Annotated in this window: 22 protein-coding genes and 1 pseudogene; 15 read left to right on the plus strand and 8 right to left on the minus strand. The window is 64.5% G+C overall.

The features are described from left to right. Positions 1 to 173: 173 nt before the first annotated feature. The 4 genes from THL1_RS20000 (at position 174) to THL1_RS20015 (ending at position 5,153) form a co-directional block, all read left to right on the plus strand. Positions 174 to 695: an RNA polymerase sigma factor gene (locus THL1_RS20000; protein WP_069084865.1), complete on the plus strand. Its 522-nt coding sequence runs from the start codon at positions 174 to 176 to the stop codon at positions 693 to 695. Then, positions 692 to 1,711 carry a FecR family protein gene (locus THL1_RS20005; RefSeq protein ID WP_083245954.1) on the plus strand — a complete coding sequence of 340 codons (1,020 nt, stop codon included), beginning with the start codon at positions 692 to 694 and terminating at the stop codon, positions 1,709 to 1,711. The genes THL1_RS20000 and THL1_RS20005 overlap by 4 nt, the downstream gene beginning before the upstream one ends. 160 nt (positions 1,712 to 1,871) lie before the next feature. Further along, complete coding sequence (locus THL1_RS20010) at positions 1,872 to 4,484, plus strand: TonB-dependent receptor (protein WP_069084867.1); 2,613 nt, start codon at positions 1,872 to 1,874, stop codon at positions 4,482 to 4,484. 90 nt (positions 4,485 to 4,574) lie between these two features. Further along, complete coding sequence (locus THL1_RS20015) at positions 4,575 to 5,153, plus strand: biliverdin-producing heme oxygenase (RefSeq protein ID WP_069084868.1); 579 nt, start codon at positions 4,575 to 4,577, stop codon at positions 5,151 to 5,153. A gap of 358 nt (positions 5,154 to 5,511) precedes the next feature. Here the strand turns inward: THL1_RS20015 and THL1_RS20020 are convergent, their stop codons facing one another. Beyond that, entirely contained in the window at positions 5,512 to 6,897 is a 1,386-nt protein-coding gene (locus tag THL1_RS20020; protein ID WP_069084869.1) for an MBL fold metallo-hydrolase RNA specificity domain-containing protein, read from the minus strand. Positions 6,898 to 7,071: 174 nt separating this feature from the next. On the opposite strand from THL1_RS20020, the gene THL1_RS20025 reads away from it, so the two are divergent. Genes THL1_RS20025 through THL1_RS20055 form a run of 7 tightly spaced genes read left to right on the plus strand, consistent with a single transcriptional unit; the run spans position 7,072 to position 13,357 of the window. Further along, positions 7,072 to 7,749 (plus strand): thermostable hemolysin, encoded by a 678-nt coding sequence (locus THL1_RS20025; protein ID WP_069084870.1) that lies wholly within the window; start codon positions 7,072 to 7,074, stop codon positions 7,747 to 7,749. Next, a complete protein-coding gene (locus THL1_RS20030; RefSeq protein ID WP_069084871.1) occupies positions 7,739 to 9,208 on the plus strand; it encodes an AMP-binding protein in 1,470 nt (489 codons plus the stop codon). The genes THL1_RS20025 and THL1_RS20030 overlap by 11 nt, the downstream gene beginning before the upstream one ends. After that, a complete protein-coding gene (locus tag THL1_RS20035; RefSeq protein WP_069084872.1) occupies positions 9,205 to 9,879 on the plus strand; it encodes a TenA family transcriptional regulator in 675 nt (224 codons plus the stop codon). The genes THL1_RS20030 and THL1_RS20035 overlap by 4 nt, the downstream gene beginning before the upstream one ends. Beyond that, positions 9,866 to 10,672 carry an SDR family oxidoreductase gene (locus tag THL1_RS20040; protein ID WP_069084873.1) on the plus strand — a complete coding sequence of 269 codons (807 nt, stop codon included), beginning with the start codon at positions 9,866 to 9,868 and terminating at the stop codon, positions 10,670 to 10,672. The genes THL1_RS20035 and THL1_RS20040 overlap by 14 nt, the downstream gene beginning before the upstream one ends. Beyond that, positions 10,672 to 11,313 (plus strand): hypothetical protein, encoded by a 642-nt coding sequence (locus tag THL1_RS20045; RefSeq protein WP_069084874.1) that lies wholly within the window; start codon positions 10,672 to 10,674, stop codon positions 11,311 to 11,313. The genes THL1_RS20040 and THL1_RS20045 overlap by 1 nt, the downstream gene beginning before the upstream one ends. 8 nt (positions 11,314 to 11,321) lie before the next feature. Beyond that, positions 11,322 to 11,984 carry a response regulator gene (locus THL1_RS20050; RefSeq protein WP_069084875.1) on the plus strand — a complete coding sequence of 221 codons (663 nt, stop codon included), beginning with the start codon at positions 11,322 to 11,324 and terminating at the stop codon, positions 11,982 to 11,984. Further along, on the plus strand, positions 11,981 to 13,357 hold the full coding sequence (locus THL1_RS20055) for an ATP-binding protein (protein ID WP_069084876.1): 1,377 nt from the start codon (positions 11,981 to 11,983) through the stop codon (positions 13,355 to 13,357). The genes THL1_RS20050 and THL1_RS20055 overlap by 4 nt, the downstream gene beginning before the upstream one ends. Positions 13,358 to 13,786: 429 nt before the next feature. Here the strand turns inward: THL1_RS20055 and THL1_RS20060 are convergent, their stop codons facing one another. The 4 genes from THL1_RS20060 to THL1_RS20075 form a co-directional block, all read right to left on the minus strand. Beyond that, a complete protein-coding gene (locus THL1_RS20060) occupies positions 13,787 to 15,076 on the minus strand; it encodes a sensor histidine kinase (RefSeq protein WP_069084877.1) in 1,290 nt (429 codons plus the stop codon). After that, positions 15,063 to 15,755 carry a response regulator transcription factor gene (locus THL1_RS20065; protein WP_069084878.1) on the minus strand — a complete coding sequence of 231 codons (693 nt, stop codon included), beginning with the start codon at positions 15,753 to 15,755 and terminating at the stop codon, positions 15,063 to 15,065. The genes THL1_RS20060 and THL1_RS20065 overlap by 14 nt, the downstream gene beginning before the upstream one ends. A gap of 89 nt (positions 15,756 to 15,844) precedes the next feature. Further along, positions 15,845 to 16,366: an ATP-dependent zinc protease gene (locus THL1_RS20070; protein WP_069084879.1), complete on the minus strand. Its 522-nt coding sequence runs from the start codon at positions 16,364 to 16,366 to the stop codon at positions 15,845 to 15,847. Positions 16,367 to 17,007: 641 nt separating this feature from the next. Beyond that, the gene (locus tag THL1_RS20075) at positions 17,008 to 17,283 is read right to left on the minus strand and encodes a metal/formaldehyde-sensitive transcriptional repressor (protein ID WP_069084880.1); all 276 of its coding nucleotides are present in this window, start codon (positions 17,281 to 17,283) and stop codon (positions 17,008 to 17,010) included. A gap of 67 nt (positions 17,284 to 17,350) precedes the next feature. Between THL1_RS20075 and dmeF the strand changes: the two genes are divergently transcribed. The 3 genes and pseudogenes from dmeF to THL1_RS29170 all read left to right on the plus strand — a co-directional run bounded on the left by dmeF (position 17,351) and on the right by THL1_RS29170 (position 19,260). Next, on the plus strand, positions 17,351 to 18,292 hold the full coding sequence (dmeF, locus tag THL1_RS20080; protein WP_069084881.1) for a CDF family Co(II)/Ni(II) efflux transporter DmeF: 942 nt from the start codon (positions 17,351 to 17,353) through the stop codon (positions 18,290 to 18,292). Positions 18,293 to 18,431: 139 nt separating this feature from the next. After that, positions 18,432 to 18,782 (plus strand): annotated as a pseudogene (locus THL1_RS29165) (transposase); the annotation flags it as partial. 76 nt (positions 18,783 to 18,858) lie between these two features. Next, positions 18,859 to 19,260 carry a GFA family protein gene (locus THL1_RS29170; RefSeq protein WP_083245955.1) on the plus strand — a complete coding sequence of 134 codons (402 nt, stop codon included), beginning with the start codon at positions 18,859 to 18,861 and terminating at the stop codon, positions 19,258 to 19,260. A gap of 533 nt (positions 19,261 to 19,793) precedes the next feature. Here THL1_RS29170 and THL1_RS20090 read toward each other — a convergent pair. Continuing rightward, entirely contained in the window at positions 19,794 to 20,708 is a 915-nt protein-coding gene (locus THL1_RS20090) for a response regulator (protein ID WP_069084883.1), read from the minus strand. A gap of 4 nt (positions 20,709 to 20,712) precedes the next feature. Next, positions 20,713 to 22,017, minus strand: a complete 1,305-nt coding sequence (locus THL1_RS20095; protein ID WP_069084884.1) for an ATP-binding protein — start codon at positions 22,015 to 22,017, stop codon at positions 20,713 to 20,715. A 147-nt stretch (positions 22,018 to 22,164) separates the two neighbouring features. Between THL1_RS20095 and THL1_RS20100 the strand changes: the two genes are divergently transcribed. Next, on the plus strand, positions 22,165 to 23,055 hold the full coding sequence (locus tag THL1_RS20100; protein ID WP_069084885.1) for a neutral zinc metallopeptidase: 891 nt from the start codon (positions 22,165 to 22,167) through the stop codon (positions 23,053 to 23,055). A 116-nt stretch (positions 23,056 to 23,171) separates the two neighbouring features. On the opposite strand, the gene THL1_RS20105 is transcribed toward THL1_RS20100, so the two are convergent. Then, positions 23,172 to 23,960 carry an IclR family transcriptional regulator gene (locus tag THL1_RS20105; RefSeq protein WP_069084886.1) on the minus strand — a complete coding sequence of 263 codons (789 nt, stop codon included), beginning with the start codon at positions 23,958 to 23,960 and terminating at the stop codon, positions 23,172 to 23,174. Between the last annotated feature and the right edge of the window lie 2 nt (positions 23,961 to 23,962).

The raw sequence follows: 23,962 nt of genomic DNA on the forward strand, positions 1-23,962 counted from the left end.
GTCAACGCCTTAGCCTCAAGGGTGGATGGCGCTTTTCCATCCACCAGCGGCGCTCTGCCGGGCCTCGAATGGTGGACCGGTGAAGCGTGGTCCACCATACGCGCAAGATTGTCAGTTGCCACACAAATAAAATTAATTATCATTCGCGACCAGACTGAGCCTGGACGCCCCTCGTGACCACCTCCAACCTCGACGCCGTATTCATCGCCCAACGCACCCCGCTGTTGCGCACCCTGATCCGGATGGTGAAGAACCCCAGCGTGGCCGAGGAACTGGTCCAGGAAACCTACTTGCGGGTGGCCACGACCCTGCGTGAGCGGCGTGTCGATCACCTTGAACCTTTTCTCTTCCAGACCGGCCGCAACCTCGCGCTGGACCACCTGCGGCACATGCGCATGCAGTCGCGGACCATGCTGGACGACATCCCCGACGACGTGATCCAGGCCGTGCCCGCCGTGACTTCCAGCGCCGAGGACAGGCTGCACGCCGACAAACTGCTGGAGCGCCTGGGAGCCAGCCTCTCGCGCCTGACCGAGCGCCAGCAGCGCATCTTCATCCGCAGCCGCCTGCACGGCTGCGGCCACGCCGAAATCGCCGAGGAACTGGACGTTTCTCCGAGCACGGTTCAGAAGGAACTGAAACTGATCATGGCCATCTGCGTCGAAACCCTCAGCCGCCTGGAGACATCCCAATGACGGGCTTTCGCTCGCCTCGTCATTGGTCAAGAATATCGGCCCCACGCCGCGAGGAACCGTCAGTGCCCCACCCCGCCCCCGGGAGCGCCATGCTCGAAGACGGCCCCATCGCCGAAGCCCTCGACTGGCTGATCCTCCTCGATGGCGCCGACGAAGCCTGCCGAGCACGCTTCGACGCCTGGCTGGCCGCCTCCACGGACAACCTCGCGGCTTTCCAGAAAGCCCAGGCCATCTGGCAATCGCCCCTGCTCACCGAGGCCGCGCGCCGGCTGGATGCCTCCCCGCAGCCAGCCACCCGCCCGCCGCGTCAACGTCTCAAGCCTCTGGCCATGGCCGCCGCCCTGCTGCTGGCCGTGGGTGTCGGACTGCAGAGCGACCTGCTGCTGCGCCTGCGCGCCGACCACCTGACCCAGGTGGGCGAGCGGCAGAACCTGCACCTGGCGGATGGCTCGCGGGTGCTGCTCAATACCGACTCGGCGATCTCCAGCCGAATCGACGAACAGCAGCGGGTCGCCCGCCTCTACCGCGGCGAGGCCTACTTCGACGTCACCCATGACCGCAACCGCCCCTTCGAGGTGGAAGCCGGACCGGTGCAGGTATCCGTGCGCGGTACGGCCTTCGCCGTGCGCTACCTGGGCGATGCCGCGGAGGTCAGCGTGCGCCATGGCAGCGTCGATGTCAGCAGTCGCCAGGACAGCGCCCGCGTCAGCCTCGGTGCCGGCGACAGCATCCGCATCGGCCCCGACGGTTTCTCCGACCTGCGCCATGCCAACCTCGAGCAGGAACTGGCCTGGGTTCGCGGCCGCCTGGTATTCGAGAACTGCCCGCTGAGCCAGGTGCTGGCCGAACTGCGGCGCTACTACCCGGGCTGGATCTACAGCGCCAACGAGCAGCTGGAAGCGGTCAAGGTAACCGGCAACTACCGCCTCGACGATCCGGTGGGCGTGGTGCGCTCTCTGGCACAGGTCACCTCCGCCCAGCTCCACGAATACCCTTCCCTGCTGATTCTGAATTGATCCGCAGCGCCCGGCTGACACCGGACGCCTCCTCCTCAACGCCTTTACAGAGCGTTTGCAGATTTTTTTACGCGTTCCCGTGTGCTCGTTCGTCCCGTCAAAAGCAAATGCAATTTATTCGCATTAAAACCATACGACGGACTGACAAGAGAGCCCCCCAATGACCCAGCAACCCCGACGCCCTGCCGAGCGCCGGCTGTCCCCTTTCGCACTGTCCCTTCTGGCCTTCTCCATCGCCCTCGCCGGGCTGCCCATGGCACCCGCCGTGGCCGCCGGCAGCGATGCCGCCCAGGGCAGCCACAGCCAGCAGTCGGGTTACGCCTTCGCCATTGCGCGCCAGCCACTGGTCGCCGCGCTGAACGAGTTCAGCAGCGTCACCGGCTGGCAGGTCGGCTTGCCGGCGGAGCTGGCCGAGGGTGTGATGTCCCCTGGGATTAATGGTCGCCTGCCGGCACAGCAGGCCCTCGCGCGCCTGCTGGCAGGCACCGGGCTGGAGTACCGCAGCATCGGCGAGCGCAACGTGGTGCTGGAAAAGAACCCGACCCTGGGGCTGGAGCTGCAACCCCTCACCGTCTCCGCCACCCGGCATGCGCAAAGCGCCAGCCTGGTGCCCAGCAGCGTCAGCGTGAAGAGCCGTGAACAACTGGATCGCGCCAACGTCAACAGCATCAAGGATCTGGTGCGCGACGAACCGGGCGTATCCGTGGGCGGCACCGGCCAGCGTGCCGGCCTCAGCGGCTACAACATCCGCGGCATCGACGGCGACCGCGTACTCACCCAGATCGACGGCGTGGAAATCCCCAACGGCTTCTTCAACGGCCCCTACGCCCAGACGCGCCGCAACTACGTCGACCCGGAAATCGTCAAGCGCGTGGAAATTCTTCGCGGCCCGGTCTCGGCGCTCTATGGCAGCAGCGCCATCGGCGGCGCGGTGAGCTACTTCACCCTCGACCCGCGCGACATCATCAAGGACGGCCAGGACGCCGGCGCCCGCCTCAAGGCTGGCTACAGTTCCGCCGATGACAGCTGGCTGACCTCCGCCACCGTGGCGGGCCGCGAGGGTGAGTTCGACGGCCTGCTGCACCTCAGCCAGCGCAACGGCCACGAAGTCGAGTCCTACGGCGAAACCGGCGGTACTGGCCTCAAACGCACCGAAGCCAACCCGGAAGACGTTCACACCACCAACGTGCTGGCCAAGCTGGGCTGGAACTACGCCGAGGACGCGCGATTCGGCCTGGTCTACGAGCACTATAAGGACGATGTCGATACCGACCAGAAGAGCGCCTACGGCGGCCCCTACTCCAACGGCCAGCCGGCCCTGCCACCGAGCATCCTGCCCGGCGGCATGTACCAGTGGCGTACCGGCAACGACACCATCACCCGCGAGCGCTTCGGCCTGGAGCACCAGTTCGCCCTGGACAGCGCCGTCGCCGACAACGCCCGCTGGACCCTGAACTACCAGGAAGCCAAGACCGACCAGAGCACCGAGGAGTTCTACTACCCCATCACCCGCAAGGTGCTGCGCACCCGTGACACCCTCTACAAGGAACGCCAGTGGGTCTTCGACCTGCAACTGGACAAGGGCTTCACCCTTGGCGATACCGATCACCTGCTGACCTACGGCGCCACCCTCAAGCGCCAGGAAGTCACCGGTTATCGCGAAGGCACCGGGACCTGCCTGGCGGTCGGTCGCGGCTGCACCCGCATCGGCGCCCCCAGCGCCGCCGACGGCCTAGCGCGCTCCAGCGACTTTCCCGACCCGACCATCGACACCTACGGTCTCTTCGCCCAGGACGAGATCCGCTGGAACGACTGGACCTTCCTGCCCGGCGTGCGCTACGACCACACCCGCCTGAAGCCGCACATCACCGAGGAATTCCTCAACACCGTGCAGCAGAGCAACACCGATGTCGTCAGCAGTGAAGAAAAAACCTGGCACCAGCTCTCGCCCAAGCTCGGCGTGACCTACGCCTTCAACGACAACTATCTGTGGTACGGGCAGTACGCCGAAGGTTTTCGCACCCCCACCGCCAAGGCCCTCTACGGCCGCTTCGAAAACCTCGCCGGCGGCTACCACGTAGAGCCCAACCCCAACCTCGACCCTGAGCGCAGCCAGGGCTACGAGACCGGCCTGCGCGGTAACTTCGAGCAGGGCTACTTCGACATCGCGGTGTTCTACAACAAATACCGCGACCTGATCGACGAAGACGCCATCGCCCCCGGCAGCAGCGAGCTGACCTTCCAGACCAACAACATCGCCAACGCGGTGATCAAGGGCGTGGAAGTAAAAGGCCGCCTCAACCTGGATACCTTCGGCGCCCCAACGGGCTTCTACGCCAACGGCTCGGTGGCTTACGCCTACGGTCGTAACAAGGACAACGGCCAGCCGCTGAACAGCGTCAACCCGCTCACTGGCGTGTTCGGCCTGGGCTTCGACGATGACGCCAGCCGCTACGGCGCCTTGCTCAACTGGACCCTGGTCAAGCGCAAGAGCCGTGTGGACGACAGCGCCTTCAACGCCCCGGATGGCACCAGCAGCCAGTTCAAGACACCGGGCTTCGGCATCCTCGACCTGAGCGGCTACTACAAGCTCACCGACGACCTGACCCTCAACGCCGGCCTGTTCAACCTGACCGACAAGAAGTACTGGCTGTGGGATGACGTACGCGGCTACGACAGCGTCGGCGAAGCCTCCGTGCTGAGCCCGGCCAACCTCGACCGCCTGACCCAGCCGGGACGCAACGTCTCGGTGAACCTGGTGTGGGACATCTGAGGCCGCCGCCCCTCTCCCGAGAGGGGCGTTTTTACGCACGGCGCCCACTGGTTCGTCTCGTCTACAGAACCCTATCGAACAGGCATTCCCATGACCCCACTTCGCTCCCAACGCATCAACCAGATCACCCACGAACCTCATGCCCGCCTCGATGCGGCCGTGAAGGCGCATGCGCCGTTCTCCAGCCGCGAGCACTTCGCTCGCTTCGTCGAAGCCCAGTACCTGTTCCAGGCCGAACTCCAGGCCCTGTACCAGGACCCGGCACTGGTCGCGATCATCCCCGACCTGCCAGCCCGCTGCCGCGCGCGGCAGGCCCGTGAAGACCTTGCCGACCTTGGCAGCGCCGTCCCCGCCCCGGTGGCTGGCGCCCTGGCCAGCCCCGGCCGGGCGGAAGCCCTAGGCTGGCTGTTCGTCTCCGAAGGCTCCAAGCTCGGCGCCGCCTTCCTGATCAAGCGGGTAGCGGCCCTGGGCCTCAGCGAAACCTTCGGCGCACGCCATCTGGGTGAACCGGAAGGCGGTCGCGCCGAGGGCTGGAAACGCTTCACCCGCACCCTCGACTCCCTCGAGTTCAGCCCCGAGGAAGAACGCCAAATCGACGCCGGTGCCCTGGCCGCCTTCGAACGCTTCGGCATGCTGCTCCAGCACAGCTACGCCACCGAACAGGCCTGATCAACGCTCAATGCCTCCAGCGGCAGCCCTTCGCGAATGAATTCGCTCCCACAGGCAGAGGGCCGGCTGTTGTAGTTCGGGTGGGCTTCAACCCACCAACGGAGGTCAGCGTGGGCTGAAGCCCACCCTACCAGGCACCCACGAGGCCGGCGGTGTTCCACTGGAGCGAAGCGAAGCCCAACGCCCCCCATCAACGATGATCGAAAACCGGGGGCGTCTGTAAATCGCGCGCAAAAAAAAGCTGCCATCGCCGGCAGCTTGAGATTGCACCCTGGCACGTCCTGTGCCCTTTCTGCTCCTGCAGGCAGGATGCCCGTTCGAAATGACCGCCCCATGACCGGATCACTGCAAGTCGATGTCAGTCGCCCTCGTCCTCCAGCGCATCGAGGGACGCACGCTGGCGGTGCTCGGCGACAGATACCGACCAGCCCAGCTCCTGGCGAATACGCCGACGCAGGCAGTCAGCCGCATCCGGTTCGCCGTGGACCACGAAGGTGTGTTTCGGCACGCGACTGAAAGGCCGCAGCCAGTCGAGGATCTCGCCGGCATCGGCATGCGCCGACAGGTTTTCCAGGGTCACCACCTCGGCACGGATGGGAATGTCCTCGCCGTGGATGCGCACCTCGCGGGCACCGGAAGCGATCAGCGCGCCACGGGTGCCACCCGCCTGGAAGCCGGACAGCAGGATGGTGTTGCGCGCGTTGGGCGCCAGTGCCTTGAGGTGATGCAGTACCCGCCCGCCGGTCGCCATGCCGCTGCCGGCAATGATGACCGCCGGCTTGCGCAGTTGCTCCAGTTGCCTGGCCTCGTCCACCGTCCGCACGAAGTGCGCCACCCGGCACATGCCTTCGCAATCCGCGCGGCTCAGGCGGTGTTCGCTATGGAAGCGCTGATAGAGCGTGGTCACGTCGGTGGCCATGGGGCTGTTCAGGTAGACCGGCAGATCCGGAATCATCGCGTCCTGCTTCAGGCGGTACAGCAGGTACATCAGCAACTGCGCACGCCCCACCGCGAAGGACGGCACCACCACGATGCCCTGGCGCAGGGCCGTGCGGTTGATCACATCGGCAAGCACTTTCCGGGTGTCTTCGGCCGGATGCAGGCGGTTGCCGTAGGTGGACTCCACCAGCAGGATGTCGGCGCCCTCGACGGCCTCCGGCGCCACCATCAGCGGGTCGTCCGGGCGCCCGAGATCGCCGGAGAAAAGCATCCGCCGGCCACCCGCCTCAAGCTCCACCATCGCCGCGCCGAGAATGTGCCCGGCCGGGCGCAACTGCAGGCGGATACCGCTGGCGATCTCGGCTGGGCGATGCAGGGCCAGGGGCCGCAACTGTTTCAGCGCACGTTCGGCATCCGCTTCGGTATACAGCGACTTGGCCGGATGGTGCCTGGAGTAGCCCCGGCGATTGGCGTACTCGGCCTCTTCTTCCTGCAGCCGGGCGCTGTCGCGCAGGAGGATTTCCGCCAGTTCGCAGGTCGCCTCGGTGGCGTAGATGGGCCCGCGATAGCCGTCGCGGACCAGTGCAGGCAGGTAACCGCTGTGATCCAGGTGGGCGTGGGTCAGCACCACCGCGTCCAGCCGGTGCGGGCGGATCGGGAAGGCATCCCAGTTGCGCAACCGCAACGCCTTGTAGCCCTGGAACAGCCCGCAATCCACCAGTACGCGCTGGCCGTCGTGCTCCAGCAGGTACTTGCTGCCGGTCACGGTGCCGGCGCCGCCAAGAAAGCTGATGTGGGTACCCATCGCGACAGTCGTCCTTCAGAAATTTCCTATCGGAAACTCTAGTCAGCGACGCCAGCGCGGCCTTGTCCTGGGTCAATCGCGGCGACGGACGATCACCAGCCGGCCCATCTTCAGGGTGCCTTAAGACTTCCCGCACATACTGCCATCCATACGCCAAACGCCTGGAGGGCACCGATGAACAGCGCCGAGTGGAACGCCCTGTTCCCATTCCGTTTCGGTCACAAGTCGCAGCAACATTCCCTGTCCCTGCTGCTGGCCGGTGATGCCGGACGCGGCCAGATCGAGGACTTCGTCCACCGCCGATTCCTCAGCGCCCACGGCGCCGATATCCGCCAGTTCATGCCGGAGCTGCTGAGCATGCGCAATTACCACGGGGCACTCAGCGCCGTGGCCGGCATCCGCCTTGCCGAGCAGGGGCCACTGTTCCTCGAACAGTACCTGGAGGGGGCGCCAGAAGCGCTGATCTCCGACCTCGCGGGCCACCCGGTGGTACGCGAACAGGTGGTGGAAGTCGGCAACCTCGCCTCGATCAATGCCGGCAACGCGCGACTCATCATCGTCGCCGTCACCTGGCTGCTGAACCTGCGCGGCCTGGAATGGGTGGTGTTCACCGGCGCGCACAGCCTGATCAACAGCTTCCGCCGCCTCGGCCTCGAACCCCTGCGGCTGGGCGAGGCCGCCCCCCACCACCTGGACGAGGAAGTCCAGGAGCAATGGGGCACCTACTACGAGCAGAAACCCCAGGTGTTCACCGGCAACATCCGCCACGGCTTCGAGCAGTTGCAGCGCAGCGGCATGATCGCGCGTCTGGGCTTTCCCGAGGTTGATGGAGCCGCGCACCATGCAGCCTGAAGCCCTGCGCGATCGGTTGCGCGACTACGCCAGCCACCTGCCACAGCCCCTGGCCCTGCGCGGCGATACCCGGCGCTACACCTATGCCCAGTTGCTGGCCGAAGTGGAACGGCGTGAAACCCTGCTGCGCGGCGAGCCCGAAGGCGTGCTCGCTATCGGCCTGGACAACGGCCCCGAGGCGCTGCTCTGGGACCTGGCCGCGCTTTTCGCCGGGCGCCCCTGCCTGACCCTGCCGCCCTTCTTCAGCCCGCAGCAACGCGCCCATTGCCTGGCGCAATGCGAGGTCCGCCTGGCTGTGGTGGATACCGGTTTCACAAGCGAGCTGGAAAGCACCGGCTTCCACGCGGACGGCACCTTCTGGCGCAAGGCTGGCAGCACCCGCGCCGCCCTGCCTGCCGGCACCGCCAAGGTCACCTACACCTCGGGTACCACCGGCCAGCCCAAGGGTGTCTGCCTGGGCGCGGACGCCCTGCTGCGGGTCGCCCAGGAACTGGAAATCGCCAGCCGCGCCACCGCGCCGGCGCACTACCTGGCCGTGCTGCCGATGGCCGTCCTGCTGGAGAACCTCGGGGTCTACGCCGCCTTGCTGGCCGGCGCCTGCATCACCCTGCTGCCGCAACGGCAGATCGGTGTCCAGGGCGCCAGCGGAGTGGACTGGCAGAAGCTGATCGCCACGCTGGTGCTCAGCGGCGCCCAGAGCCTGATCCTTGTGCCGCAGCTGTTGCTGGGCCTGGTCACGGCCCTCGAACGCGGCCACCTCGGACCCCAGCAGTTCCGCTTCGTCGCCGTGGGCGGTGCGCGCGTATCAAAGGACCTGCTGGCCCGTGCGGCGCGGATCGGCCTGCCGGTGTTCGAGGGCTACGGTCTCTCCGAATGCGCGTCGGTGGTCTGCCTGAACCGCCCCGGAGCGAACCGCCCCGGCAGCGTCGGCCGGCCCCTGCCCCATGTGCAGGTCCGCCTCGCGGACGACGGTGAAGTAGAGGTCAGCGGCTCCACCCTGCTCGGCTATCTGGGCGAGGCGCCCTTCGCAGGCGACTGGTGGCCCACGGGCGATCTGGGGGAGTTCGACAGCGAGGGTTACCTGCGCCTCAAGGGCCGCAAGAAACACCAGTTCATCACCAGCTTCGGCCGCAACGTCAACCCGGAGTGGGTGGAGGCCGAACTGACCCAGCGCGGCGTGATCGCCCAGGCCTTCGTCCAGGGCGAAGGCCTGCCCGGCAACCTTGCCCTGGTCTGGCCGCTGGACCCGCACTGCGACGAACAGACCCTGGCCGATGCGGTAGCCAGCGCCAACGCCGCGCTGCCCGACTACGCACGGGTCAAGGCCTGGCATCGCCTGGCAACCCCCTTCAACGCTGCCGACGCCCTGCTCACCAGCAACGGCCGCCTGCGCCGCGAGGCCATCCTCGCGCGCTACCGTGGCACCCTGCTCGAACTCGAGAACGAGGTACATCCATGAGTTTCTTCGAACAACTGCAAATTGCCACCGCCCGGGAGCGTGAGGCCCTGTTCAGTGTCCCGGTCATTCGCGAAGCGCTGGCCGGGCAGGTCAGCCTGGAGGGTTACCGCGCCTTTCTCGGCCAGGCCTACCACCACGTGCGCCACACCGTGCCACTGATGATGGCCTGCGGTGCGCGCCTGCCGTCACGCCTGGAATGGCTGCGTGGCGCCGTCTGCGAATACATCGATGAAGAATATGGCCACGAGCGCTGGATTCTCGACGACATCAAGGCCTGCGGCGGCGACGCGGTAGCAGCCAGCCGCAGCCGCCCTTCGCTGGCCATTGAACTGATGGTCGCCTACCTCTACGACCTGATCGCCCGAGGCAACCCGGTGGGCCTGTTCGGCATGGTCAACGTACTGGAAGGTACCAGCATCGCCCTGGCGACCCAGGCCGCCAGCACCATTCGCGAAAGCCTCGGCCTGCCGGAAGGAGCGTTCAGCTACCTGGCCTCCCATGGCGCCCTCGACCAGGACCACATGGCCAGCTACCGCCGCCTGATGGATCGCCTGGAGGACGAAGACGACCAACAGGCGGTGATCCACGCCGCCAAGGTCGTCTACCAGCTCTACGCCGACATGTTCCGCGGCCTGCCCCGCGCCAGCGAGGTGAGCCATGCGCCTCACTGATTGCCGCGTGCTGCTCACCGGCGCCAGCGGCGGCATCGGCCTGGCACTGGCCGAGCAGCTCTGCATGCGGGGCGCCCAGGTGTTGGCGGTCAGCCGCCACCCGGAAACCCTGGCCCGCTTGCGTCAACGCCATCCCCAGCAACTGTCGTGGGTCGGCGCCGACCTGCGTCAGGCCCACGGCCGCCAACAGGTACTGGAAGCCGCCCGCGGCATGGGCGGAATCAACGTCCTGGTGAACGCCGCCGGGGTCAACGCCTTTGCCATGCTGGAACAGGTAGACGAAGGCCAGATCGAGGACATGCTCGCCCTCAACGTCACAGCCACATTGCAACTGACCCGTACCCTGCTGCCCGTGCTGCGTCAGCAAAGCCATGGCCTGGTGGTGAATGTGGGGTCCATCTACGGTTCCATCGGCTACCCCGGCTACGCCGTCTACTGCGCCAGCAAGTTCGCCCTGCGCGGCTTTTCCGAAGCCCTGCGCCGGGAACTGGCCGACACACCGGTGAACGTGCTCTACGTTGCGCCCCGCGCCACCCGCACCAGCATGAACAGCCAGGCCGCCATGGCCCTCAACGCCGAGCTCAAGGTGGGCGTGGACGAACCGGAACAGGTTGCCAGCGCGGTGATCGCCGCCATCGAGAAAGACCTCAGCGAGCTCTACCTCGGCTGGCCGGAGAAATTCTTCGTCCGCCTCAATGGCATGCTGCCGGGCATAGTGGACCGTGCCCTGCACAAACAGCTGCCGATCATCCGCCGCTTCAGCGCCGCCCACCACAGCAAGGACCACTCCTGATGAACAAGCTCTTCTGCGCCCTCGGTCTGTTCCTGGCCCTCAGCCTCCCGGCCTGGGCCCTGGACGCCGGCGGCAACCAGCGCCTGGCCGCCATCCAGCAGCGCTGGGCACAAATCCAGTACCAGCTGCCGGAGAAACAGCGCGCTGCCGAATTCGAGAAACTTGCCGCCCAGAGCAGCGCCTTCACCCGCAGCGCCCCGGAGGCCGCCGAGGCGTGGATCTGGCACGGCATTGTCACCAGCAGCTGGGCCGGCGCCGAAGGCGGCCTGGGTGCGCTGGGCAAGGTCAAGGATGCCCGCGCCGCCCTTGAACGTGCCCTCCAGCTCGACCCGCAGGCTCTGCAGGGTTCGGCCTACACCAGCCTGGGGGCGCTGTACGACCGCGTGCCCGGCTGGCCCGTCAGCTTCGGCGACGAAGACAAGGCCGACCAGTTGCTGCGCAAGGCCCTGGAGATCAATCCGGCAGGTATCGACAGCCTGTATTTCTGGGGCGATCACCTTTACCGCCAGGGCCATGCGGAACAGGCCCGCGAAGCCCTGCTCAAGGCAAAGGCCGCCACCCCACGCCCCGGTCGCGAGCTGGCCGACCAGGGCCGACGCCAGGAAATCGATGCTTTACTGCAAGAAATCCAGACCCCTTAAGGAGCGCCATGCGACTGCTTCTCGTCGAAGACGACAATGCCCTGGGCGCGGGCGTGCGCACCGGTCTGCGCCAGGAGGGCTACACCATCGACTGGCTCACCGACGGCGCCAGCGCCCTGCACGCCTTGCAGACTGAAGACTTCGACCTGGCCATCCTCGACCTTGGCCTGCCACGCCTGGATGGCGTGCAAGTCCTGCAGAAGCTCCGGGCCGGCGGCTCCACCCTGCCCGTGCTGGTACTCACCGCCCGCGACGCCCTTGAGGACCGCATCATCGGCCTGGACGCCGGCGCCGACGACTACCTGGTCAAACCCTTCGACCTCAATGAACTCAAGGCCCGCCTGCGCGCCCTGCTGCGCCGCAGCGCGGGTCGGCCGCAGGTGCTCATCGAACACGCCGGCGTGGTACTCGACCCGACCAGCCAGCAGGTCAGCTACCAGGGCAACCCCGTGCAGCTGACGCCCAAGGAGTACCAGCTGCTCCACGAACTGCTCTCGCAACCGGGCAAGGTACTCACCCGCGAACGTCTGGTGCAGACGCTCTACGGCTGGGATGAAGAGGCCGAAAGCAACACCCTGGAAGTGCACATCCACCACCTGCGCAAGAAGCTCTCCAGCGACCTCATCCGCACCGTGCGCGGCATCGGCTACCTGGTGGATGCGCGCCCATGACCTCACTGCGTCGCCGCACACTCTGGCTGGTGATGGTCCTGCTGCTGCTCGGCACCTTGCTCATCGTCTACCTCAACTACCGCGACAGCAGCCACGAGGTGGAAGAGATCTACGACGCCCACCTGGCACAGAACGCCCGCCTGCTGCTGGGCGTGATGCACATGCCGATGGCCAGCGCCGAGCGGGATGGGCTCTACCGCGCCTTCAACGCCGCCCTGAGCAGCGCCGAGCCGCACAAGGTCGGCCACCCCTACGAAAGCAAGCTGGCCTTCCAGGTCTGGGGCAAGGACGGCCAAAGCCTGGTGCAATCACCCAGCGCCCCGCCCTTCGACCACGCGCCAGAACGGACCGGTTTCCACAACATCAAGCTGGTGGGCCAGAACTGGCGCGGCTTCACACTGCCGGACAGCGAACAGGGCCTGCTCATCTGGGTGGGAGAGCGCGACGACGTACGCCAGGACCTGGTGAAACGCATCGTGCGCCATACCCTGTGGCCGAACCTCATCGGCATCCTCATCCTCGCGGTGCTGGTCTGGCTGGCCATCGGCTGGGGCTTGCGGCCCTTGCAGAACATGGCGCGGGTGATCCGCAGCCGCCACGCCGAATCACTCGCTCCCCTGCAGATCATGCCGCTGCCCAAGGAGCTGGAGCCCATGCAAGCGGCAATCAACCGGCTGCTGGCACAAATCGAACTGATGCTCCAGCGCGAACGCCGCTTCATCGGCGATGCCGCCCACGAAATGCGTACACCGCTGGCCGTACTGCGCCTGCATGTACAGAACGCGCTGGAAGCCACCAGCGACGAGCAGCGCGCCGAGGCCCTGCGCTTTCTCACCGTGGGCGTCGACCGCCTGACCCGCGTCGTCCACCAGCTGCTCACCATGGCGCGGGTGGAGCCCGAACTGGCCCGGCAGAAATGGCAGCGGCTCGATCTGGAGCCCCTGGTACGCGAGCACCTGGCCGAACTGACGCCCCTGCTGCTGGACAAGGACCTCGAACTGGCCCTGGAAGTGACCGAGGGCGACTTCCACACCACCAGCGACGCCGCCGCCATCGGCATCGCCCTGCAGAACCTGGTGATCAATGCCACCAACTTCTCCCCGGCCGGCAGCGAAGTGAAGGTCAGCCTGCTACCAGATGGCCGCGACTACCTCCTGCTGCGCGTGGAAGACCAGGGGCCGGGCATCGACGAAGCCAAACTGGAACGCCTGTTCGAACGCTTCTACAGCCAGGACAACCCCCAGGGTGCCGGCCTCGGCCTCGCCATCGTGCAAATGATCGCCAGCCGCCTGGGCGGCAGCATCGTCCTGCGCAACCGCGAAGGCGGTGGCCTTTGCGCCGACCTGAAACTGCCACGCTCGGCGCCCAGCTGACCGCGAGTAAGGTGCGCCGCGCGCACCAACGCCACCGCGCCAGGATCGCGGTGCGCGCAGCGCACCCTACGCCACCGATTGCCTGGTAGGAGCGAGCTCTGCTCGCGATAGCCCGCGCCATGGCTGTTCGCGAACAGAGCTCGCTCCTACGACAGGCCCCATAACGCCCAAACTACCTATCGCCCCAGCCAAACAGCACGAGTCATTACAGGAAGAACCAGACAACCAACGCTCCAGGCTTTGCTTGGCAACGCCTCGATTGGATGCTTCTAAGGCGTCGTGCGAGTGGGCTGAAGCGGCACTGTTTTTTCAACAGAATTGGCCGGAAGCGAAGGGTCAACAACCTCCTCCACTGTGAGGCCAAATCCAGCGCACTCTACCCAAAGCAGCCTGCAGATTGATGCAAGTAGTGGTTCGGAAACCTGAGGTTCAAGGCACTGTGGAGCCCGCGTGGGTCATGCGACAACGCTCTAACACACGCTTGTCGTTGTCCCGATGGAACTGCAACAAGAACCGGCTACCACCCGCCGCGCCATGTGTGTGCGCCACCGTCCATCCCAAGTGGTCGACAACCCGCTTGACGATGGACAGGCCCAGCCCCGAGCCATTCGACGCATCATCGCGAGCGTGCATGAAACGGTCGAATAGACGAGCTTTCACTGTCTCGGGCAAGCCGGGACCATTGTCCTCGACAGCGATGGCGCCGGCGTCCAGGTGAACCGTGATGACCCCTTGCTCGGTATGCAGGCAGGCATTGCGCAATAGATTACTGACGGCGATGGTTACCAGGTCCGGGATGGCCTGTACCGTCACCTCCTCCGGCGCAACTACTTCAATGGTCAGGGGTTTGTCTCGCAGCAACGGCTGGCAACGCTCCACCTCATGCTCGATCAGTTGTCGCAGCGGTACGCACATGAGATGGCCGCTCTCCGGAACCCTCGCCAACTGCAGCAATGCGGCAACCTGCTGAGCCGTATCGGACGCATTGCGCCGAATGCGGTCGGTCATCAGCAACAGGTCCGGCTGATCCTTCAGGCGCCTTGCCAGTACTTCGGCGGCCCCAAGCATGATTGTCAGAGGGGTGCGCAGCTCGTGACTGACATCGGCGGTGAACCAGCGCTCGCGTTGCAGGGCCAGGCTCAACTGGTTGGTGCGATCCTCGATGGCACGTGCAAGCACCCCGATTTCGTCCCGCGAATCGAGTCCTGGGAGCGCTTCTTCACGCTGATTTTCCTCGACAGCACTCGCCAGATTGGTCAAAGGCAGAATCACGCGGCTCGCGCTGGCCCGACCGATCAGAAGTGCCAAGGCGATGCCGCCGAGAAAGGCGACGCTCAAGGCGACATAGGTCGAGATTTCGATGTCTTCGAAGTCACTCTGGTCGTCCACCACCGCATGGCGCACACCGTTCGTTTCACGGATGAGCACGTGCAGTGCGCGGCCGCTCAAGCGCAGCTCATGAATGCCAGGAGGGAGCTTCTGGAGAGCGGGTGGCAATTGCGTACCGGTGAGAAAGCCAAGCTCCGTCGGCTGCTGTGCTGACTGATACGCGCCTGCTTCCCAGGCATCGGCGGCACGGGCCAGGCGCTTGTCGATCAGCTGGATCTCAATCTCGTTGATCACGAAGAACGCAGAACCGGCAAACACGCCGCCGATAATGACGGCAAGCAGCACGTAAGCCGCCACCATTCGCCCACGTATCGAGTTACTGGTGCGCATCGGTTTCCACCAGGCGATAGCCAATGCCCGCAACGGTGATAAGCATCGGCGGTGAAGAGGGGAATGATTTGTCGATTGCCTGCCTCAATACATGAATATGGCTACGCAGGGCGTCACTGAGCGGCGGCTCATCCTGCCAGAGCTGATGCTCCAGCTCCTCCCTCGTCACCAGTAGGGGCGCCGCCCGCATCAACGCGGCGAGCAACTTGTAACCGATGGGTGTCAGTTCCAGCCGCTGTCCATCGCGAGTTGCCTCGAATGTCCCAAGGTTGAACACCAGCCCGCCAAAACGCAGCACCTGATTGGAGCATGGGGCTCCCGCACGCCTGACCAATGCCTCCAGTCGGGCCTCCAGTTCGATCAACGAGTAGGGCTTGACCAGATAATCGTCGGCGCCGGCACGTAATCCGGTGACCTTGTCGTGAATCGTGTCGCGAGCGGTGAGCATGAGAATCGGCGTGTCGCATTGATGCTCTTCCCGCAGACGTCGGCACACTTCCAGGCCATCCAGGCCGGGAAGCATGCCATCCAGCACGATGACATCGAAACGCTGGGCTGTAGCTTGAGCCAGTCCTGCCTGGCCATTCCGGGCGTTGTCGAGCTGATGCCCCAACGGCTCGAAATACTCGTACAGGTTGGCGACGATATCCGGATTGTCTTCGATGATCAGAATGCGCACGGTCCTGGTTCCCTTCTGGGTACATGCCGGGAGCGCCCCGTGGTTTCCCAGTATGGTTCAGCGTTAACAGCGTGTGATGGTGATGAGCGTCATGCGCCTTCGTCGCACTTGGGCTCGGTGGTGAAGGTGCGGGAAACATCCACCGCGCCCAGGTGCTCAAGGGTGCGACGGCCAATGAGTACCGGATAGAGCATCTTGCCGCGATTTTTCAGGGAGAACTCTTCGTCGTAGACGTGATCGCCGATGCACATCTTCAGCTTGACCACCGGACGATGCTCGGCGCCACCAGCGCCTCGAACCTTGACGCTCCGCTCCACGGGGCGTTCGAAGGGAATGCTCACCATCTCACCGGTTTCGCTGTCCTTCACCTCTACGTTGAAGCGCACCCATTTCTCACCCTCCTTCTCGAAGCGCTCCAGATCCTTGGCATCCATCGAGGACGTCAGGGCACCGGTGTCCAGCTTGATCTTGACGGACACTTTCTCGGGAAGGAGCAGGCCTTCCTCCACCCACCCGAACACTTTCGCCCGGTCCTTGGTGGCCGGATATGCGGCAGGGATCAGCATGAATGTCGAGAGTGCAAGCAGCAGAAATACAGGTTTGCGGGCCATGACCAGGCTCCTTCAGTGGCGATGGCCGCACTCTGTACCGATCAACGTCAAGAACGCGTTAAGAAGCCGCATCACTGGCGCACGGGCAAGCGGCCTGGACGTTGACGCGTTCTTCACACTCGCCCGCGTAGCGTTCATGAAACGACCCACCGCGTCTGGGCCAGGCTAACCGCCGGACAATGAAGATCGAGGTGCGTATGAGCGAGCGCCAGTGCAGTTGCCGCGAATCCCAAAGTAGGCGAAGTGCCCTCTCAGCTTGCGAACCAGTTGAACGTGCTGGTCTCGCACGAATTGATGCCGATTCGCACGGCGCCATCGACTGATCTGCTTGATCGCTCGCCGGAGACTGTCCTGGGCAGTTTTCCGATAAATCGTCCAACAGCCTGACCTGGATCGCCCCCAGCAGTGAGTGAATCCCACCAGATCGAAGCTTCTGCCTCGACCTGGTAGAACGGGCTTGAAACCCACCAACCGCGTCTTCTCCGGGTGCGACTCCAGAGCAACCCTCATGCGCAACGGCTTGCGCCATCAATCCCAAGGCGACCAAGCTTCGTCTGGCGCACATAAACCTCTCCCGTTTCCGGGTCCCCTTTCCGGTCACTGCGGGGCTGACTGCACCTGATCCATTACTACCCTGCAGATCACTTGAGGTATGACCGAAGCAGCGCCGCAATCTGATCAACCTCTGCCTCCCTCTCCTTAGCGCTGAGGTCCTCTGCCCCCAGATGCTCACGGATGTGGCCCTCCATCACCTCGGCCATGAGGCCGTTGACCGCTCCTCTAATCGCAGCAATTTGCTGAAGGATGGCAAGGCACTCCGTTTCCTGCTCCAGTGCCGACTCCAAGGCGGCAGCCTGCCCCTTGATCCTGCGTATCCGCGTCAGCAGCTGCTTCTTTCCCTTGAGGGTGTGTGCCATGACTTTTCTCCCTTGTTAGTATACTGGGGTATAGTATGATCAACGTTTGATTTGGAGCATGATAACCATGACCGCCCGAACTCCGGAACATTGGGTCCACTCCCACCACTTCCACCAGGGCAACCTGTCCGCCGAGCGCAAAACGCGGTTAGCCGTGTCACTCACTGCTGCGATGATGCTGGTGGAGATCGTCGGCGGCTGGCACTTCAACTCGATGGCGCTACTCGCCGATGGCTGGCACATGAGTTCGCATGTGCTCGCCCTCGGGCTCTCGCTGTTCGCCTACGCGGCGGCGCGGCAACTGACCCACGACAGGCGCTTCGCCTTCGGGACCTGGAAGATCGAGATTCTGGGCGGGTATACCAGCGCAATCTTGCTGCTAGGGGTGGCGGCGCTGATGGTGTTCCAATCAGTGGAGCGCCTGCTCTCGCCGGGCCCCATTCGTTACGACCAGGCTATCTCCATCGCAGTGGTGGGACTGGTGGTCAATCTATTGTGCGCGTGGCTGCTGCGGGATGACCACGATCACCATCACCACGATCATGGACCCGGCCATCAGCATCACGGACATCACCACGACGATCTCAACCTGCGTTCCGCCTATCTACATGTGATGGCAGATGCCGCCACGTCGGTGTTGGCAATCATAGCGCTGCTGGCTGGCAAGCTCTGGGGCGCGGGCTGGCTCGACCCTGTAATGGGGCTGGTGGGGGCGGTGCTGGTAGGGCTCTGGGCCAAGGGGCTGCTGCGCGACACCTCGCGCGTCCTGCTGGATGCGGAGATGGACACTCCCGTGGTGGAGGAGATCCAGCAGGTCATCGCAGAGCTGCCGGTGCCCACCACCATCACCGACTTGCATCTTTGGCGGGTCAGCAAGGACCAGTACGCCTGCTTGCTCACACTCGCGACTATGGGAACGCTGGATGCCGATAGCGTGCGGCAAGCGCTTAGGGTCCACTCGGAACTGGTCCATGTAACGGTTGAAATCAACCAACTGCATACGTCTTAGGTCGCGTAAAGGGCCTCTTTCTGCGCAGTGCTGGTTTGGCAAATGGCAGCCTCCTCTGGCGCCATTTCCAAAGTTGCCAGGTGATAGTTAACTGGGAGCAATCCATATGATGGGACAGCTACCGGGTGGACAGCAGTGACTGTTCTACTCGTTCGACCTGGAAGAGCACGTCCCGCCCCATCACCTCCTGCGCTGCATCGACCAGTGCGTGGACCTCAGCGATCTGCGCGGCCACCTGGCGGACTCCTACGGCCCCACCGGCCGCCCTTCGATTGATCCGGAGTTGATGGTGCGCATGCTGGTCGTCGGCTATTGCTACGGCATCCGCTCCGAGCGGCGATTGTGCAAAGCAGTGCACCTGAACCTGGCTTATCGCTGGTTCTGCCGGCAGGGCCTGGAGGACGAAGTGCCCAATCACTCGACCTTCTCGAAGAATCGCCACGGCCGCTTCCGTGACAGCGGCCTGTTCCGCTGGTCGTTCAATGAAGTGCAAGGAGCGGCCTTTCGACATTGTCAACGCCGGCTGTTTAAATTTGCGGCCTTCCCGTTTCAAGGTTTACCCCTAAATGACTGACGCCTTCCAGGGCAGCTGCCTTTGCGGCGCCGTCAAATACCAAATCTCGTCGCGACCTAAAGCGCTTTCACACTGCCATTGCAGCCAATGCCGCAAAAGTCATGGGGCAGCATTCGCCAGTTATGGCAGTGTGTTGCGTGGCGACCTGCACCTCATTCACGGTGCCGATAGCATTAAGTCTTACCAGTCTTCCGAATCAGTACTCCGTCAGTTTTGCTGCCAGTGCGGTTCGTCTCTGTTCTGGTCAACAAGCCGAGGTGAATACTCAGACTGGATCTCGATAGCGTTGGGCACCTTGGATACAACATTCACCTCGAATAAACAAAAGCACATTCAGGTGATGTCCAAGGCTTCGTGGTACGAGATCCAAGATCATTGGCCACAGCACCATTGACCTCAATGGGTCGAAAGCCACCCATAGCCCGCCCCACCATCCCTATCCTGCCCCGGCCACGGTCAATCCCGTGGCCGGCGACCCAATAGCAGCAGGCGCGATTGCGCCACAAGGTGCATGCGAGAAACGGCGGACGTTTCTTGCAGGCCTGCATACGCATGCAGTTTTTAACTGCTCTGCTTTATGGCAGATCGCGCGGGGAGACCCCTCGTGGTCTGCCGGCTCCTGTTGCCCGGTTCACCAACCCCGCGCGGTCTGCCACCCTTCGTTTGGCGACGTCTGGTGGCAGCTCCTCAATCAATGCAACAGGAGTTTCACCATGCATTCGGAAGGGTCTGTTTCACCGGATCAGTAAACATCCACGTTCGTAGAACCTGGACTTGCCATAAGCCCCTGGAAGGGGGCGAGAGGTCGAGTCCAAACCTCGGCATAACATCGCTGCACGCCCTACCGCAAGGTGCGCTATGTGCGCACCAGTGCCTGTGGGAGCAAATTCATTCGCGAAAAGAGCCGCCACGCGGCCCCTCCCTCTTTCAGGCGATCACCCGTTCCCGCAATCGCGCCAGCATCCCGAGGAGACTGCCGACGCGCTGTTGTTCACCGGCTTCCTTGGGCATTTCGGCGGCGCGTGGCATGACGTCCAGCGGCTGGGTGCGCCAGAGGAAGGCCTGCTCGGCCGCGGCCTTCAGGCCCTTCTCGAACAGGCCGCGGCGGATCGGTTTGGGCAGGTAGCGGAAAATCTGCGCCTCGTTGATCAGTTTGAGCAGCGCCTGGGTATCGCGGAACGGCGTCACCACCAGGCTGAGCAGGCGCGGATGGGCCTGCGCCAGGGATTTGAGCAGTGGCGCGATGTCCTCGCCGCCCAGCTTGAGGTCGCTGACCAGCAAGTCCACCGGCTCCAGGTTCAGCGCTACCAGGGCTTCGCTCAGGCTGTGGGCGCGCAGCAGGCGGTGACCGCCTGCCTGGCAGAACGCCTCGACGCAGTGCCGGGTTTCCGGGTCGTCATCCAGCAGCATCAGGGTGAGCGGCGCGGCCAGGCCGCTGGTGGTGGCGGTGACCGGTGCCGCAGCCTGGCGCTCGGCGATTTCCGCCGCCTGGCGCAGGGTGAAGGCCATTTCCTGTGGGTCCCAAGGCTTGGTCAGGTAACGGAAGATGCCGCCGTTGTTCAGGGCGTCCACCGCGGCATCCAGGTCGGAGTAGCCGGTGAGCAGGATGCGCAGGCATTCCGGGGCAATCTCCCGCGAGCGGGCCAGCAGTTCGGCGCCGTTCATGCGCGGCATGCGCTGGTCGCTGACGATGACCTGCACCGACTCTTCCTTCAGCCGCTCCAGTGCCCGCAACGGGTCGCTTTCAGTGATCACGTCGTACTGGCGACGGAACTGCAGCGCCAGGCTGCGCAGGATACGTTCCTCGTCGTCGACGAAGAGGATGCGAACGGGTGTACTCATGGGCTCAGGCGCTCCGTTTCAGTTCGACTGCCTGGCTGCATGGCAGGCTGATGAGAAAGCGCGTTCCGCGCCCTGGCTCCGAGGCCACGCGGATGCTACCGCCGTGGTCGCGGACGATCTTGTAGCTGATGGACAAGCCCAGCCCCGTGCCCTCGCCCACCGGCTTGGTGGTGAAAAAGGGATCGAAGATGCGCTGCATGACCTCAGGCGGCATCCCGCGGCCGCTGTCCTGCACCGAGATGCAGACGTTGCCTTCGTCGGCCCAGCTCTTCACCTGGATGCGCCCTGGTGCGTCCATGGCCTGGGCGGCGTTGGTGAAGAGGTTGAGCAGCACCTGGTTGATCTGTGATGGCGCGCAGGTGATGCGCGGCAACTCGCCCAACAACTGGAAGACTTCGGCCTTGTCCTTGATGTGGTTACGCGCGATCAGCAACGCACTGCGGATGCAGTCGTTGAGGTCCACGGCTTCGCTCATGGCGCGGTCCAGGCGGGCGAAATCCTTGAGCCCGGACACCAGCTCGGCGATCTGGCCAAGGCCATACAGGGTGTCGCCGAACAGCTGGCGCAGGTCGTCCGCCAGCAGCTCCGGGGAGGCGCCTTCGCGTGCGGCGGCTGCGCACGACAGGGCATCGGCCAGCCGCGCTTCGTCGCAGGTCGGGTCATCCAGGCAGGCGGCCAGGACAGCCTGGCTCTCGGCGAGGGCGAAGAGCGGCGTAGTGAGTTCTTCCATCAACTGCACGTTGTTCTTCACGTAACCCAGCGGTGTGTTCAGCTCGTGGGCAACGCCGGCGACCATCTGGCCGAGGGACGCCATCTTTTCCGATTGCACCAGCTGGGCCTGGGACTCCTTCAGGTCAACCAGTGCCTTGCGCAGTACCCGGTTGCGCTGGGCGATGCGCAGCTCCATGGCCTTCAGCAGGTCCAGCACCGTAGCGAGTCCCAGGTAGCGTCCCTGCTCGTCCACCAGGATGAAATCTTCGGTAATCGGGTACTGCAATTGCGCGGTGACCTGCTTGGCCGCCAGTTCCAGGCCGGAAGCCAGGGCGACGGTAAGCGGTGCCGGGTTCATCACGTCAGCCACCGGACGGCGACCCCAGAGGTCGCGGCCGAAGCGCTGCATGAAGATGTCCTGCAGCGTGTAACGGCTGACCAGGCCGAGCGGCAGCCCTTGTCCGTCCACCACCGGCAACGACAGGAAAGCCTTGTGCTCAGTAGTCAGCAGGCGATCGGCCACATCACTGATGCTCATGTCGGGAGCCAGCGGCTCCACGGTCTTGAGCAGGCGAGCCAGACTGCTTTCGGCTGCCATGATCGGTACTCCGGGCGACTGTTGGGTGCCGGGCATTCAAGCAGCGTCAGGTTGCCATCATGTGACAGGTGTCTCATGAGAGAAACAAATGGCGAGGTTGCCCGGAAGCGACAACACTCAATCTCGACGCCTTCAGGAACCGACGCCATGCCCGAGAAATCTGCCGCCCCGCTGCCTCGCAAGGGCCTGCTGCTCCGCCTGTTGCGCATCCTGGCCTGGCTGCTGATCCTCGTCGCGCTGGTGTGTGTGAGCCTCTACCTGCTCTTCGGTCCGGCGCACCTGATCGATCGCCTGAAGCCCTCATCGCCTGCATTTCCCGAGCAGGTCGTCGAGGAGCCCACCAGCACCGCGGCACCCACGCCCGTGCCGGCACCGATGCAGGCCCCCGCCGACTCGCGGGAGCTGGTGATGCTGACGATGGACAGCATCGAAGACATCTGGGGTGAGTTCCTGGCCCGTGGCGACTACGCCTACAAGAAGCCCAAGCTGACGCTCTACGAAGGCCGCATCGAAGCGCCCTGCCAACTCACCGGCTTCATCAGCGGGCCCTACTACTGCCCGAAGAGCATGCGCATGTACCTCGACCTGGCCTACCTCGACGAACTCAAACAACGCGCCCCGGAATTAGGCGACCTGGCCCGCACCTATGTGGTGGCCCATGAGGCGGCCCACCACATCCTGAACATCGTCGGCGTGGCGGGCTGGTTCCGGGAGTACAACATGGACCTCGATCCGTCGAAGCGAACCTCGACCCTGCAACTGGGCCAGGAGCTGGTGGCGGATTGCCTGGTGGGCAGCTGGATCACCTACGCCCAGCACAAATATGCCTGGATGAAACCCAAGGACCTGGAGCCGGCCTTGAAAGTGGTAATTGCCTATGGCCAGGAACGCACCAAGGCCCAGGGCAACGGCCAGCCCGTGGTCCCCGACCCGATGACCCTGGGCCGCCTCGAAACACGTCTGCACTGGCTGCAGGTAGGTGTGGAAACCGGCGATCCGCGGGAGTGCAGCCAGTTGTTCACGGGGGAGGAGGAATAGGGGAAGGCGAAACCAGAAACATCCCCAGAACTCGGCAAGCAGCTTGGCTCAGGACGTTCCAGCAGCACTCAATGCTGACCGAGCCATTGAACAGCTTGCCCGCCAACACGCGAGGATCAGAACGATTCCGGCGGCTGCCCACCCATCCGCAGGCTGATGGCCTGGGCCGCCTGGTGCAGGCGCTCGGCAGCCGAACCCTGGGTATCGGCGCGGAACACGCTGGCGGCGCCTACCACCGTGATGACCCCAGCCAGCTTGCTGCCAGTGGCGAACAACGGCGCCGAGATCGCATTCACGCCCGGCATCAACAGGCCATGCACCGGATGCAGGCCGGTGGCGCGGATCTGCGCCATCTGCGCTTGCAGTTCCGTGGTTGCGGGCGCGCCTGGCTGGGCCAGTTCCTCGTCGCGCAGGAAGACCGTTTCGGCTTCAGGCAGGTAGGTGTTGAACACCAGGCCCGTGGAGGAACCCAGCAACGGCAGCACCGAACCCACCTGGGTCACCAGGGTCACCGCGCGCAGGGCCTGCTCCACATGGACCACGGTTGGCCCCTTGTTGCCCCACACGGCAAGGAAGCAGGTTTCGTTCAGCGCGTCGCGCAATTCCACCAGGTGCGGCATGGAAACCCTCACCACATCCAGCCGCCCAATGGCGGCCAATCCCACCAGCAGCGCTTCACGACCAAGGCCATAGTGGTTGGTGGTGGCGTCCTGTTCGGCGAAGCCGCTGGCGATCAGCGCCTGAAGGTAGCGATGTACCTTGCTCGCCGGCATGCCGACGTGCTCGGCCAGTTTCGACAGCGAGGTAGCCGGTGCCAGTTCCGCCAACCCCTTGAGGATGTCGGTGCCCACTTCCGCGGCCTGCACCTTCTGCCGGCGCGGTGCGCTGTCGTTGTCGTTCGTCATGT

Source organism: Pseudomonas sp. TCU-HL1 (assembly GCF_001708505.1).
GTDB lineage: Bacteria > Pseudomonadota > Gammaproteobacteria > Pseudomonadales > Pseudomonadaceae > Metapseudomonas.